Source organism: Aliiroseovarius salicola, assembly GCF_027891095.1.
Taxonomy (GTDB): domain Bacteria; phylum Pseudomonadota; class Alphaproteobacteria; order Rhodobacterales; family Rhodobacteraceae; genus Aliiroseovarius; species Aliiroseovarius salicola.
Genome location: NZ_JAQIIO010000001.1, coordinates 519,966 through 533,531 on the forward strand (window position 1 = coordinate 519,966; position 13,566 = coordinate 533,531).

At 55.1% G+C, this 13,566-nt stretch carries 12 protein-coding genes; 4 read left to right on the forward strand and 8 right to left on the reverse strand.

What is annotated here, in order from left to right; all coding sequences use genetic code 11:
- Positions 1-75: 75 nt before the first annotated feature.
- Positions 76-2,697 carry a DNA mismatch repair protein MutS gene (gene mutS / locus O2N63_RS02640; protein ID WP_271052814.1) on the forward strand — a complete coding sequence of 874 codons (2,622 nt, stop codon included), beginning with the start codon at positions 76-78 and terminating at the stop codon, positions 2,695-2,697.
- Between the two features lie 56 nt (positions 2,698-2,753).
- Here the strand turns inward: mutS and O2N63_RS02645 are convergent, their stop codons facing one another.
- The 3 genes from O2N63_RS02645 to hrcA all read right to left on the reverse strand — a co-directional run bounded on the left by O2N63_RS02645 (position 2,754) and on the right by hrcA (position 5,509).
- On the reverse strand, positions 2,754-3,800 hold the full coding sequence (locus O2N63_RS02645; protein WP_271052558.1) for a TPM domain-containing protein: 1,047 nt from the start codon (positions 3,798-3,800) through the stop codon (positions 2,754-2,756).
- Positions 3,801-3,868: 68 nt separating this feature from the next.
- Complete coding sequence (locus O2N63_RS02650; RefSeq protein WP_408629775.1) at positions 3,869-4,456, reverse strand: nucleotide exchange factor GrpE; 588 nt, start codon at positions 4,454-4,456, stop codon at positions 3,869-3,871.
- A 3-nt stretch (positions 4,457-4,459) separates the two neighbouring features.
- Positions 4,460-5,509: a heat-inducible transcriptional repressor HrcA gene (gene hrcA, locus O2N63_RS02655; protein ID WP_271052559.1), complete on the reverse strand. Its 1,050-nt coding sequence runs from the start codon at positions 5,507-5,509 to the stop codon at positions 4,460-4,462.
- Between the two features lie 71 nt (positions 5,510-5,580).
- Between hrcA and rph the strand changes: the two genes are divergently transcribed.
- Genes rph through hemW form a run of 3 tightly spaced genes read left to right on the forward strand, consistent with a single transcriptional unit; the run spans position 5,581 to position 8,049 of the window.
- Positions 5,581-6,291 carry a ribonuclease PH gene (gene rph, locus O2N63_RS02660; RefSeq protein WP_271052560.1) on the forward strand — a complete coding sequence of 237 codons (711 nt, stop codon included), beginning with the start codon at positions 5,581-5,583 and terminating at the stop codon, positions 6,289-6,291.
- Complete coding sequence (gene rdgB, locus O2N63_RS02665; protein ID WP_271052561.1) at positions 6,288-6,899, forward strand: RdgB/HAM1 family non-canonical purine NTP pyrophosphatase; 612 nt, start codon at positions 6,288-6,290, stop codon at positions 6,897-6,899. The genes rph and rdgB overlap by 4 nt, the downstream gene beginning before the upstream one ends.
- A complete protein-coding gene (hemW, locus tag O2N63_RS02670) occupies positions 6,892-8,049 on the forward strand; it encodes a radical SAM family heme chaperone HemW (RefSeq protein ID WP_271052563.1) in 1,158 nt (385 codons plus the stop codon). Before rdgB ends, hemW begins: the two co-directional genes overlap by 8 nt.
- A gap of 8 nt (positions 8,050-8,057) precedes the next feature.
- On the opposite strand, the gene O2N63_RS02675 is transcribed toward hemW, so the two are convergent.
- From O2N63_RS02675 to mnmE, 5 genes are read right to left on the reverse strand one after another with little or no spacing between them, the layout of a single operon-like run.
- Positions 8,058-8,945 (reverse strand): ParB/RepB/Spo0J family partition protein, encoded by an 888-nt coding sequence (locus tag O2N63_RS02675; RefSeq protein ID WP_271052564.1) that lies wholly within the window; start codon positions 8,943-8,945, stop codon positions 8,058-8,060.
- Between the two features lie 10 nt (positions 8,946-8,955).
- Positions 8,956-9,744 (reverse strand): ParA family protein, encoded by a 789-nt coding sequence (locus tag O2N63_RS02680; protein WP_271052566.1) that lies wholly within the window; start codon positions 9,742-9,744, stop codon positions 8,956-8,958.
- Positions 9,737-10,351: a 16S rRNA (guanine(527)-N(7))-methyltransferase RsmG gene (rsmG, locus tag O2N63_RS02685; RefSeq protein ID WP_271052568.1), complete on the reverse strand. Its 615-nt coding sequence runs from the start codon at positions 10,349-10,351 to the stop codon at positions 9,737-9,739. Before rsmG ends, O2N63_RS02680 begins: the two co-directional genes overlap by 8 nt.
- Before the next feature lie 7 nt (positions 10,352-10,358).
- Positions 10,359-12,227 carry a tRNA uridine-5-carboxymethylaminomethyl(34) synthesis enzyme MnmG gene (mnmG, locus tag O2N63_RS02690; RefSeq protein WP_271052570.1) on the reverse strand — a complete coding sequence of 623 codons (1,869 nt, stop codon included), beginning with the start codon at positions 12,225-12,227 and terminating at the stop codon, positions 10,359-10,361.
- A 30-nt stretch (positions 12,228-12,257) separates the two neighbouring features.
- Positions 12,258-13,547 carry a tRNA uridine-5-carboxymethylaminomethyl(34) synthesis GTPase MnmE gene (mnmE, locus tag O2N63_RS02695; RefSeq protein WP_271052571.1) on the reverse strand — a complete coding sequence of 430 codons (1,290 nt, stop codon included), beginning with the start codon at positions 13,545-13,547 and terminating at the stop codon, positions 12,258-12,260.
- Positions 13,548-13,566: the final 19 nt, after the last annotated feature.

The following is a 13,566-nucleotide window of genomic DNA, read 5'->3' on the forward strand; positions in this document are numbered from 1 at the left end:
CAGACCAAATAACCTGTCCCGAAGCAGTGCAAAGGGACCGGTCGAGTGAGTGAGAAAACCGCCAAAGTGACGCCAATGATGGCGCAATTCCTTGAGATCAAGCAGGGCTATCCTGATGCCCTTCTGTTCTATCGGATGGGGGATTTCTACGAGCTCTTTTTTGACGATGCGGTGGCCGCCGCCGAGGCGCTGGATATTGCGCTGACCAAACGCGGCAAACATCTGGGCAAGGATATCCCGATGTGCGGCGTGCCGGTTCACGCCGCTGAAGGCTATCTGCTGACGCTCATCCGCAAAGGGTTTCGCGTTGCTGTCTGTGAGCAGATGGAAAACCCTGCCGAGGCGAAGAAGCGCGGGGCTAAATCCGTTGTGCGCCGTGATGTGGTGCGCTTGGTTACCCCCGGCACATTAACCGAAGAAAGCCTTCTGGATGCGCGCCGCCACAACTTTCTTGCCGCCTTTACCCAGGTGCGCGATGAGGGGGCGCTGGCCTGGGTTGATATCTCTACCGGTGCCTTCCGGGTAATGCCCTGTTCCGCGATGCGCCTGTCGCCTGAACTGGCACGGCTTGCGCCACGAGAAGTGGTTCTGCCTGACCATATTCTGCCCGATCTTGATGGAATCGTGACTGAATCCGGCGCCTCCCCAACGCCGTTGGGTCAGGCCGCCTTTGACAGCGCAGGATCCGAAAAACGTCTGAAGGAGCTGTACGAAGTTGGTTCGCTCGACGCCTTCGGTACCTTCACCCGCGCCGAAGTGGGCGCGATGGGCGCGATTGTCGAATATCTCGAGATCACCCAGAAGGGCAAACTGCCCCTGCTGCGCCCGCCGGTTCGCGAGCTGTCTCATGGGACAATGCAAATCGACGCCGCGACGCGCCGCAATCTGGAACTGACTCACGCCATGTCCGGCGGACGGGAGGGCTCGCTTCTGTCCGTGGTCGACCGCACTGTCACCGCTGGTGGGGGTCGCCTTCTGGAACGTCGCCTCTCTTCCCCTTCACGCAACTTGGATGAAATTCATTCGCGCCTCGAAACTGTGTCCTTTCTGGTGGAACAGGGTCGCATGGCCGAGGATCTGCGCAGCGCCTTGCGCAAGACCCCCGACATGGATCGCGCCCTGTCCCGGCTTGGGCTGGAACGCGGCGGCCCGCGCGACCTTGCCGCAATTCGCAGTGGTCTAGGCGCAGCAATCGAACTCTCCGAACAGCTTGCAAATGCGGAAGCCCTGCCAGAACGCCTGATGCAGGCCGGAGAGCAGCTCATCGGTCATGACGAATTGCTTACCCTGCTTGACGAAGCACTGGTCGCCGAACCTCCGCTTTTGGCCCGCGACGGTGGATTTATCGCACCGGGCTACCACGAAGAGCTCGACGAAGCGCGCCAATTGCGGGACGAAGGGCGTGGTGTGATTGCCGGGATGCAGGCGGAATATGCCGCGCAAACCGGGGTCAGCTCGCTTAAAGTCAAACACAACAATGTGTTGGGGTATTTCATCGAAACCACCGCAACACACGCCGACAAGATGCTGAATCCACCCCTGTCGGAAACCTTCATTCATCGGCAGACCACAGCCAATGCCGTGCGCTTCACCACCGTGCCGCTGAGCGAGATGGAAACCAAGATCCACAATGCGGGCAGCCGCGCGCTTGAGATTGAAAAGCGGCTCTATTCTACCCTGACCGGAACAATTTTGGGTCGCGCCGCCCATATCGCAGACACCGCACGCGCCCTGTCAGAAATTGATCTCGCCGCCGGTTTTTCCGATCTTGCACGGGCCGAAGGTTGGTGCGCTCCTGAGGTGGATGACAGCCGGATGTTCGAGATCTCCGGGGGCCGACACCCAGTGGTCGAAACCGCCCTGCGCAAGACCGGGGAACCCTTTATTGCCAATGACTGCACGCTTTCCAACGGCAATGACCACGCGCATATCTGGCTGCTGACCGGTCCGAACATGGCCGGTAAATCGACATTCCTGCGCCAAAACGCACTGATTGCCCTTCTGGCCCAGACCGGCAGCTTTGTACCCGCAAAATCCGCCCATATTGGCCTTGTGTCCCAACTCTTCAGCCGTGTTGGGGCATCTGATGACCTTGCCCGCGGGCGATCCACGTTCATGGTCGAGATGGTCGAAACCGCCGCGATCCTCAATCAGGCCGACGACCGCGCGCTGGTAATATTGGATGAGATTGGCCGCGGCACCGCCACTTATGACGGCTTGTCGATTGCCTGGGCCACGTTGGAGCATCTGCACGAAACCAACAAAAGTCGTGCCCTCTTTGCGACCCATTACCACGAGATGACCCAGCTTGCCGATAAGCTGACCGGTGTGGAAAACGCCACCATCGCGGTGAAAGAATGGGAAGGCGAGGTGATCTTTCTGCATGAGGTACGCAAAGGCGCTGCCGACCGGTCTTACGGGGTACAGGTGGCCAAACTCGCAGGTCTACCCGCCTCGGTTGTTGCGCGCGCCAATGTGGTGCTGGAGGCGCTTGAGAAAGGCGAACGCGAGGGCAGTGGCGCTAAGGCGATGATCGACGATCTGCCGCTTTTTGCTGCCACACCCCCTGCTCCGCCGCCCACTAATGCCGAACCGTCCAAGGTCGAAGAGGCGTTGCAGGATGTGCTGCCGGACAGCCTCACACCACGTGAAGCTCTGAACCTCGTTTATGAACTCAGAGGCCTGCTCAAGGACTGATTTCATTTTCTGGTTATAAATATCCTGGGGGAGCCGAAGGCGGGGGCAAAGCCCCCTTACCAACTGCCCGACGCCCCACCACCACTAGAACTGCCCCCACCGAAACCGCTCGAAGACGATGACGAAGATTTCGAGATACGTGGCAGTGTCCGCGTGGCACTCCAGCTCTCATCACATTGAAAACAGGTATAGTCATCCCGCGCCTTGCCGCTGGAAGAGGTGGTGGGCGATTCAAGGGTGGTCGTTTCGGTTTTAAGTGTGTGGTAATCGCATCTCGGGCAACGGCTGTAGGATGTGAACCAGTTGCGCCGTCTGATCACATGGGCATTGTCACAAGCCGGACAAAGCCAGACATCATAATCCACGCTTTTCAGCCGCTCTTCTTCCAATTGCCCTCTGATCAGATAGCCATCATCATCCTTTTCGCTAAGCCAGATCATCCATGTGCGATCGTTGGGGCAGCGGCGTGGGCGTCGGCGCAGGATTGCTCTTACACCACGAAACAGGAAAAACCCGATAGGTGCGAGGATGGCCAAGGTCGCAGGCCAGAACCGCTTGGCCTTCTCTAAACCCTGCTTTGCCAGCACCTGGTATCGAGGCGCGTCGTAATCCCCCGGATAGACCCCGGTGACCTCATAAATCACCTGATCCACCCCAGATAGGATGCCGTTCACATAATCCCCATCGCGAAATTCGGGTAGGATTGTGTGGTCAATCACCCGCTGCATCGGGCCATCCAATGAGGCGCCATACCCAGATCCAACTTCGATCCGCATTTGCCGATCACCGCGCACCACCAACATCATCAGACCATCATTGCGCGCGGCATTCCCAACGCCCCAAGAATTGAAGAGCCCTGTGGCGAAAGGTTCAATTGGCCCGTCATACCCGTGATCGGACAGGCTTTTCAGGGTTACAACAGTGAATTCAATCCCGCGCTTTTCGCGTAGATCCTGCAGGGTTCCCCGCAGTCGATCCGCATCTTGATCACTAAAAATACCCGCAAAATCATTCACATAGATCTCTGAATAATTTGGGTATGTTTGTGCTGTCGCGGTAACGGCACCCCAGAACAACAGGATAAAGGAAAGCAATATGCGCAAAAGAAAACTCCCGCCAAAAGACGGGAGTTTAATAGCTTATTTTGCCCCTCTTGTTGAGGGAAATCCGCTTATTTAGGCGTGGAGGATACACCAACCTGCGCCGGTCGCAGCAGACGATCATGGATCATGAACCCTTCGGCCATCACCTGAATGATGTCACCCGCTTTGGTGCCGGGCACAGGCGCTTCGAACATGGCCTCGTGGCTCTCCGGGTCAAACTTGTCACCCACTTCAGGCGAAACCAGACGGATGCCGTGTTTCTCGAAAATACCGAGAAGCGAGCGCATGGTCAGTTCGATGCCTTCAATGAGCGGTTTGGACGCTTCGTTATCCACTTTTGCCGCCGCTTCCACAGCGCGCTTCATATTGTCGAACACCGGCAGCATGTCGCGGGCCAGTTTCGATCCGCCATATTGCTCGGCCTCGCGGCGATCACGATCCGAACGCTTGCGGGCGTTTTCCGCATCAGCCAGCGCGCGCATAAAGCGGTCTTTAAATTCGTCGCGCTCTGCTGTCAGCGTCAGGATTTCTTCGCTCGGCGGCAGCTCATTTGCCAGATCATCAAGCGACATCGGTTCATCCCCTACCTGTTCGGTCATCAATTCATCAATAGCGGCCTGAACATCTTCCGCTGGTGTCTTTTTCTCGTCCGTCATCTCTCATCCTCGATCCGAGATCATCTTGCCAACCAGTTGCGCCGTGTAATCCACGATCGGCACGATCCGTCCGTAATTCAGTCGGGTCGGGCCAATCACCCCCACAGCACCAATGATCTTTCGATCAGAGTTCATATATGGGGAAACCACCAAAGAGCTACCCGAAAGTGAAAAAAGTTTGTTCTCAGAGCCAATAAAAATGCGCACACCGTCGCCCTGATCGGCCAATTCAAGGAAATCGGCGATATCCCGCTTGCGTTCCAGGTCATCAAACAGGTCACGAATGCGGTCGAGGTCCTCGGCGTCTTCCAAAAGATTCGATCTTCCCCGCACGATCAGCCGCTCATATGGCGCACCTTCGTTTTCCCAAAGCGCCGCCCCGCTGTCGATCAGCTCCTGTGCCAGCGTGTTCAGTTCTTGCCGGTGGCGGGCAATTTCATCACCCATCGCTTGCTGCAACTCAGAGATGGTGCGTCCTGCGGCAATGGCGTTCAGGAAGTTTGCGGCTTCTCGCATGGAAGACGGCGTTTGACCCATCGGCGGTGTGAAGACCCGGTTTTCCACGTGACCATCGGCAAAGACCAGCACCACAAGGGCGCGATCAGCGCCCAGCGATACAAACTCGATATGTTTGATCGGCGCTTCGTGCTTTGGAGTCAGGACGAGGCTGGCACCTGCGGTAATCCCCGAAAGCGCCTCGCCGACGCGGTCCATCATCGTGTTGACGTCGCCGCCACCAATTGTGGCATCAATTTTCTGCCGGTCTGTTTGATCCAGATTCGACACTTCGAGCAATCCATCCACAAACATGCGCAATCCAAGATCGGTGGGCACTCGCCCGGCCGAAATATGTGGGCTGTCGAGAAGTCCCATGAACTCCAGATCCTGCATCACATTGCGGATCGTGGCCGCGGACACTTTTTCCGTCAACGCCCGCGTCAACGTGCGTGACCCCACTGGGTCCCCGGTTTCCAGATAGCTTTCCACCAGACAACGGAACACCTCTCGCGACCGCGAGTTCATATCTTTGATCAGGTCAGAACCATCTTCCATACGCTAATGCCTTGCCTTTCTGCCGGGCACATGGGTATCACGCCTGTAGGTTTGAAACAAAGGGGAATGCCATGCGCCCGTCTAGTAGAAATTTAGATCAAATGCGCTCGATTTCAATCGAGACCGGGATCACAAAACACGCAGAAGGATCTTGCATGATCCGCGTCGGCGACACGCATGTGCTGTGCACCGCATCATTGGAAGAGCGCGTGCCCCCCTTCCTGCGCAACTCCGGCAAAGGTTGGGTAACAGCTGAATATGGTATGCTGCCCCGATCAACCGGATCGCGGATGCGTCGCGAAGCCGCGAGCGGCAAACAACAGGGCCGCACCGTGGAAATTCAACGGCTTATCGGTCGTTCCCTGCGTGCAGGCGTCGATCTTGTCGGTCTGGGTGAGCGCCAGATCACAGTCGATTGTGACGTGATCCAAGCCGATGGCGGCACCCGCTGCGCCGCAATCACTGGCGGCTGGATCGCTCTGCGCCTTGCTGTCAACAAACTGCTCAAGGCGGGCGATGTTATCACCGACCCTCTGGCCGATCCGGTCACCGCAGTTTCTTGCGGAATTTATGCCGGTCAGCCAGTGCTCGATTTGGATTACCCCGAAGATTCAGAAGCCGGCGTGGATGGAAACTTCGTAATGGCAGGATCCAAGCTGATCGAAGTGCAAATGTCCGCCGAGGGTTCTACTTTCAACCGCGAGCAGATGAACACGCTGATGGATCTGGCCGAAAAAGGTGGTGCAGAACTGGCTGCTGCCGCGCTTGAGGCCACCAGGTGACCCGCAAATTCGACGGAAAAGAACTGGTCATCGCCAGCCACAACAAAGGCAAGCTGCGTGAAATCGCAGCTTTGCTCAAACCTTTTGGTGTGAGCGTGACCTCCGCAGCGGATCACGATCTGGAAGAACCGGAAGAGACCGAAGATACCTTTGCTGGGAACGCCCGGATTAAAGCGCATTTTGCTGCAAAATCAACGGGTTTGCCCGCACTTTCTGACGACAGTGGGATCATGGTCGACGCCCTCGATGGTGCCCCCGGCGTCTATACCGCTGACTGGGCCGAGACGGAAAATGGTCGAGATTTCCCCATGGCGATGGAGAAAACCTGGACCCTTCTCGAAGAGAAGAACGCGCCCCTTCCCCGCACCGCGAGGTTCTGCAGCACCCTGTGCTTGGCGTGGCCCGACGGCCATGACGAACTTTTCGAGGGCAAGGTCGAAGGGTCTCTTACCTGGCCAATGCGTGGAGATCAGGGTTTCGGCTATGACCCAATCTTTGTCCCCAATGGCTATGACATCACCTTTGGCGAAATGGACCCGGCAGAAAAGCACGAGATAAGCCATCGCGCCGACGCTTTCGCAAAACTCGTGGCAGGCAGTTTTGCTTGAGAATTGGCAAACGGCTGGATTCGGGCTTTATGTTCACTGGCCGTTTTGCGCCTCCAAATGCCCTTATTGCGATTTCAACAGCCATGTGTCGGCAACGATTGACCAATCGCAATGGGCGGCCGCTTATCTGAAAGAGCTTGATCGCTATGGAGCTGAAACGCCCGGGCGTGTGCTTTCATCGATTTATTTCGGCGGCGGCACCCCCAGCCTGATGGATCCGGCAACCGTCGCTGCGATCATCGACAAGGCGGCGGATCTTTGGACCTTCGCTAATGACATCGAAATCACACTAGAGGCCAACCCTACCTCAATCGAAGCCAAGAACTTTGCAGGATATCGTGAGGCCGGAGTCAATCGGGTGTCGATGGGGTTCCAAGCGCTGAGTGATGATGACCTGCGCAAACTCGGTCGGTTGCATTCGGTCGATGAGGGATTGCGTGCCTTAGAAATTGCGCGACAACATTTTTCGCGTGTGAACTTCGATCTGATCTATGCGCGGCAAAATCAAAACCTGGCGGACTGGCAGGCCGAACTCGACCTTGCCCTGTCATTCTCACCCGATCACCTGTCGCTGTACCAATTGACCATCGAGCCCGGCACTGCCTTCGGGGCACGGTTCGAAGCGGGCAAGCTGGCGGGTCTGCCCGAAGAAGATCTGGCGGTCGATATGTTCTTTCATACGCAAGAAGCGACCGCCGCAGCTGGGCTGCCTGCTTACGAGGTTTCAAACCACGCAAAACCCGGGGAAGAAAGTCGACACAATCTGATCTATTGGCGATCCGGAGATTGGATGGGCGTCGGTCCGGGCGCCCATGGGCGGTTGTCATTTGGGGGGAACAGATGGGCTACAGAAGCCCCTCTCTCGCCGAGCAAATGGTTGGAAAACGTACTGGGGGACACTGACAAACGCGAGAGAGCTTCTTTGCCTCTGCATGAGCAGGTAACAGAGTACCTCTTGATGGGGTTGAGGACCAGTGAAGGAATTGCGTTAGATCGTTTAGACCACCAATTCAAAACAAAACTTAATACTAATAAAATCAAAGACTTGCAGGATTTAGGGTTAATCTCGGTTGATCAGAAAAGACTTAGGGCGACCAATGAAGGCCGCCCTGTTTTGAATGGTATTCTCAGAGAGATTTTGCCGGACTGATTTTCCGGTCAAACGCCCAGTTTTCCGCAAATTTCATCCAGATCATCCAGATTTTCGTAACGGATTGTGACAACGCCACCTTCGGTGCCCACTTTGTGATCAATCGAAACTTTCAACCCCAAAGTCGCTGACAGATCACCTTCAAGCGCCTTGGTGTCTGCGTCTTTCTCGATTTTAGGACGGGTTGTGGGCTTTGCGGTCACCGGCCCTTTCTTCGCCAGGCGCTCTGCCTCACGCACAGACAGGCCCTTAGCAATGATCTGCTTTGCCAGCGCCAAAGGATTTTCAGCGGTGACCAATGTGCGCGCGTGACCAGCGGTTAGATCACCCCTACGAACAAATTCCTGCACGTCTTCCGGCAGATTCAACAGGCGCAACAAGTTGGCGATATGCGAGCGGCTTTTACCAAGCGCCTCGGACACCTTTTCCTGGGTATGCCCAAAGCGGCTCATGAGATCACGATAGCCCGCGGCCTCTTCGATCGCATTCAGATCTGCGCGCTGAATGTTCTCGATAATCGCCACTTCCAAGGCTTCAGTGTCCGTATAGGTACGGACGATCACCGGAATTTCGTGCAACTGCGCCATCTGAGAGGCGCGCCAACGGCGTTCCCCAGCGACAATTTCATATGTCCCATCGCCTTTGGGATCAGGACGCACGATCAGGGGCTGAATGACCCCTTTTTCCTTCACAGACGCGGCAAGATCATCCAACTGCTCTTGTGTAAAAGTGCGGCGCGGCTGATCTGGATTTGGATGCACCTTTTCAATCGGCATCATCTGATCCGCCTTTCGCGGCGCATCTGTTGCGGTCTGCGCGATAGGATCTGGAGCGACATCCGCCATAAGAGCCGACAAACCACGGCCAAGCCCTCGGTTTCTGGTTTTATTTGCCATGATTGCCTCCTTATTTTCTTGTGATCAGTTCGCTTGCCAAATCGCGATACGCCTGGCTGCCCTTAGATTGCGGATCATAGGTCAGCACAGGCAGCGCAAAAGATGGGGCTTCACTGACTCTCACATTGCGGGGAATAATGGTATCAAACACCAAATCCCCCAAATTATCACGCGCATCCGCTTCCACCTGTCGGGACAAGTTGTTGCGTGCGTCATACATGGTCAACACAACACCTTCGATTCTCAGGTCCGGATTTGCAGTTTGGCGCACCTCGCGGATTGTCAGCATAAGCTGCGATAGCCCCTCCAATGCAAAAAATTCGCTTTGCAGCGGCACCAGAACACTATTCGCCGCAACCATCGCATTCACCGTCAACAGGTTAAGCGAGGGAGGACAATCAATAAGCACATAGTCAAATGACACCATTTCTGCGACTCGAACAGCATCATGCAAAAGGTGGCTCCGCTTTTCGTTTGCGACAAGTTCGATATCTGCTGACGACAAATCCGTAGTTGCAGGCGCAATCCAAAGACCATCCACCGGCGTTTCAACCAGTATCTTTGACAGCGGCGCATCATCCAGAAGCATGTCATATGTAGTTAGTTTTCGATCATGGGCCTCAATACCTAGTCCGGTAGAAGCATTTCCCTGGGGATCGAGATCAATCAAAAGGACGTTTTTGCCGCTCTCCGCGAGGGCCGCCCCGAGATTAATTGTTGTTGTGGTTTTGCCAACCCCACCTTTTTGATTGGTGACAGCGATGATCTTTGGCCCTTGGGGGCGAGATGGGTCAAGCACGATTTATCGCTCCGATTTTCAGTATGACGGCGTCAGAATTGGTCATGCTGGGGATTTTATCAACCTCAAATCGCCAGTTTTCCCGAGCTTCATCAATCTCTTCCTGAAACCGCGCACCTTTTAGAAAAAGGCAGGCCCCGTTATCCGCCAGATGCCGTTGTGAAAAGTTCAGAAGATCTTTCAAAGGGGCAAGCGCCCGGGCTGAAAACACATCGGCGTTTTGCTCTGGCGCTTTTTCAATACGATCTGAAATGACATCTGCGGTCACATCGGTCTCTCGAAGGACCGTTCTTAAAAAGGTGGCCTTTCGAATGTCGCTTTCAATGCAGGTTACTTTGAGCTCTGGCATAGCGTCTTTGGCCATAATTGCCACAACCACCCCTGGAAACCCACCGCCAGTACCAACATCACACCAGGATTTGGCCAGTTCGGGACGCGCCAAGAAGACCTGTGCGGAATCAAGCATATGTCGATGCCAGAGGTCATCCAGCGTTGAAGGTGCAACGAGATTGATCGCCGGATTCCACTTTTTCAGCAGTTCAGCATAGATTTTCAATCGCTCTAATGTTTCACGTGAAACATCAAGCTCTGCTGGAAAACCGATCATGTGCAATTTACGCCCGTTTTTTTCGTTTGTTTTTACGAATCTTAGCCAACAATAGCGTGAGCGCCGCTGGTGTTATACCTTCAACCCGCGCTGCTTGAGCAAGATTGCGAGGACGCGCCGCCGAAAGCTTGGCCGCAAGCTCGTTTGAAAGCCCGTCTAAGCCAGCAAACTCAAACCCTTCAGGAATCTCCTGCGCCTCATCTCTTTTTAGCGCCTCAACATCCCGCGATTGTCGTTCGATATAATTCGAATAAAGCGCATCTTTTTCGATCTGCGACCGCACGGCAGGATCAACTTTCCCAAAATCAGCATCAAGAGCGAGGAGCTCTGAAAAACCTACATCGGGGAATGACAGCAATTCAAAGCCAGACCTTTTGGTCCCATCCCTACGCACATTCAGACCAACAGACTCAAGATCTTGTGGTGTAAGCAGATGAGACTGCAATATCGTCTTGGCCTCAGCCAATTTCTCTACCTTGTCCTCAAATGCTCTTTTTCTTTTATCTGAGACGCAACCGATCGCAACTCCCATCGGAGTCAGCCTTTGATCTGCATTGTCAGCCCGCAATGACAAGCGGAATTCAGCGCGCGAGGTAAACATCCGGTAAGGCTCGGTCACACCACGGGTGATCAAATCATCAATCATCACCCCGATATATGAATTCGACCGTGAGAAAATGATAGGCTCAAGCCCCTTCGATTTTGCCGCCGCGTTCAGACCGGCAACAACGCCTTGCGCCGCAGCCTCTTCATATCCTGTTGTTCCGTTGATCTGCCCCGCCAAGTAAAGGCCGGGCACATCTCTTAGCTGAAGCGTCTCTGTCAAAGCGCGCGGGTCGACATAGTCATATTCAATCGCGTATCCGGGCTGCAAAATAACCGCGTCTTCCAGCCCATAGATGGAATGCACGTAATCCAGCTGCACTTCTTCAGGCAACGAAGTGCTGATCCCGTTCGGGTAAACCGTATGATCCTGCAACCCTTCAGGCTCCAAAAAGATCTGATGAGAGGTTTTGTCTGCAAATCTGACAATTTTATCCTCGATCGAGGGGCAATAACGGGGGCCAACCCCATCAATATGCCCACCATACATCGCAGATCGATCCAGGTTGCTGCGGATGATCTCATGGGTTTTCTCATTTGTATGAGTGATTCCACATGAGATTTGCCGTGCAAACGGGGCCGAATTCATAAACGAGAACATCGACGGATCTTCGTCTGCTGGTTGATGATCCAGCAGGTCCCACTTGATGCTACGCCCATCTAACCGAGGTGGAGTTCCAGTTTTCAATCGGCCTAGCGGCAATCCGAATTGATCAATTCGTTCCGCCAACTTGACCGAGGGGCGATCCCCCATCCGACCGCCTTGCTTTTGCACATCACCAATATGGATGATTCCGCGAAGAAAGGTTCCGGTTGTCAGGATAACCGAACCAGCCTTAATCTCGGCACCATCCGACAGGACAACTCCAGTGACTCGGCGACCATCCATCATAAGATCAGCGGCTTCACCTTCAATCACGGTCAGGTTCTGGGTTTTCCCAATCTCCGCCTGCATCTCCCTGGCATAGATCTGGCGATCTGCCTGTGTACGCGGGCCTTGCACAGCGGGCCCTTTGCGACGGTTTAACAGACGGAATTGAATACCAGCCTTATCCGCAACGCGCCCCATCAACCCGTCCAGCGCATCGATTTCGCGCACGAGGTGCCCTTTTCCCAAGCCACCGATCGCCGGGTTACAGGACATTACGCCGAGATCTTCGCGACGAAGCGTAATCAGCGCGGTCTTAACGCCCATACGCGCCGCTGCATGCGCTGCATCGGCACCGGCATGGCCGCCCCCTACGACGACAACATCAAAATCTGAATGTTTCACGTGAAACACTCCTTCCGTGACTTCAGGCAATCATTTACCCAGACAGAAACTCGAAAAGATCTCATCGAGGATCATTTCCACATCTACGCGGCCAACCAGACTGTCCAACGCGCGGACAGCCCCCCGCAACTCTTCTGCTGCGAGTTCAGCGCGGTATTGGCCAAACTCTACTTCGATTCGAGCACGCTCCAAAGCATCAAAAGCACGCTGCATTTCGTGGCGGTGCCGTTCGCGTGTAGCAATCCCAACTGACTGAACCCGATTCTCCAGAACGGAGGTAATGCGAGAAATCAGCTCATCAACCCCCTGCCCGGTTTTTCCGGAAATACAGAACCCCTCTCCGCCCGAAATATCAGCCTTACCATAAGCGATGACATCCTCGGGTTCCGGTGAAATCCGCAATTCGGTATTGGCATTTTCCATGAGGAAGATCCGCAGATCCGCACGCGCAGCACGCGCCCGCGCGCGATCAATACCGATTACTTCGACCTGATCGTCACTGTCGCGAATGCCAGCTGTATCCAAAAGCGTCACCGGAAGCCCCGCCAGATCCATTCGTACCTCGATCACGTCTCGGGTGGTCCCCGCCACCTCTGACGTAATTGCGGCATCACGACCTGCCAATACATTCAGCAATGTGGATTTCCCAGCATTTGGCGGCCCGATGATGGCAATTTCAAAACCGTCGCGAATACGCTCTGCAATTCTTGTGCCCGCTACTTCGCGGCCAAGGCTTTCCATTACAGATCCCATCAGCGCATCCACTTCCGGGGATACGTCCTCTGGAACCTCTTCATCTGCGAAATCAATGGTCGCTTCGAGCAGCGCTGCTGCGCGGATCAAATCCCTCCGCCACCCTTCCGCAATTTCCCCCAACGCACCGGAAAGCACGTTCAGAGCTTGTTTTCTCTGCGCTTCTGTTTCGGCATCCAAAAGATCAGCGAGGCCCTCGACCTGTGCCAGGTCCATCCGTTCATTTTCAAGAGCGCGGCGGGTGAACTCGCCGGGGTCCGCCATGCGCAGATCTTCGATCTTGCCAAGCTCTTCGAGAACAGCACGAACGACGGCGGTTGATCCGTGCAGCTGAAGCTCAACAACCTCCTCGCCGGTGAAACTGGCATCAGCCTCAAAGGTCAGAACCAACGCCTCATCCAGATAGGTTCCATCCAGAGCTGACAGGCGGCGCAAACCGGCACGACGCGGTGCGGGAAGCGATCCGGAAAGCGCGCGCGCCGCCAAAAACGCCTGTGGCCCGGAAATCCGGACCACAGCCACGCCCGCCTTACCGCGAGCGGATGCCAATGCAAAAATGGTATCCATATCTAAACCATTGTTAATT

Bases quoted from the DNA above. Each gene is read 5' to 3' on its own strand.
- mutS (WP_271052814.1), top strand. From the start codon at position 76: ATGATGGCGCAATTCCTTGAGATCAAGCAGGGCTATCCTGATGCCCTT.
- O2N63_RS02650 (WP_408629775.1), bottom strand. From the start codon at position 4,456: ATGACGGACGAGAAAAAGACACCAGCGGAAGATGTTCAGGCCGCTATT.
- hrcA (WP_271052559.1), bottom strand. From the start codon at position 5,509: ATGGAAGATGGTTCTGACCTGATCAAAGATATGAACTCGCGGTCGCGA.
- rph (WP_271052560.1), top strand. From the start codon at position 5,581: ATGCGCCCGTCTAGTAGAAATTTAGATCAAATGCGCTCGATTTCAATC.
- O2N63_RS02675 (WP_271052564.1), bottom strand. From the start codon at position 8,945: ATGGCAAATAAAACCAGAAACCGAGGGCTTGGCCGTGGTTTGTCGGCT.
- rsmG (WP_271052568.1), bottom strand. From the start codon at position 10,351: ATGATCGGTTTTCCAGCAGAGCTTGATGTTTCACGTGAAACATTAGAG.
- mnmE (WP_271052571.1), bottom strand. From the start codon at position 13,547: ATGGATACCATTTTTGCATTGGCATCCGCTCGCGGTAAGGCGGGCGTG.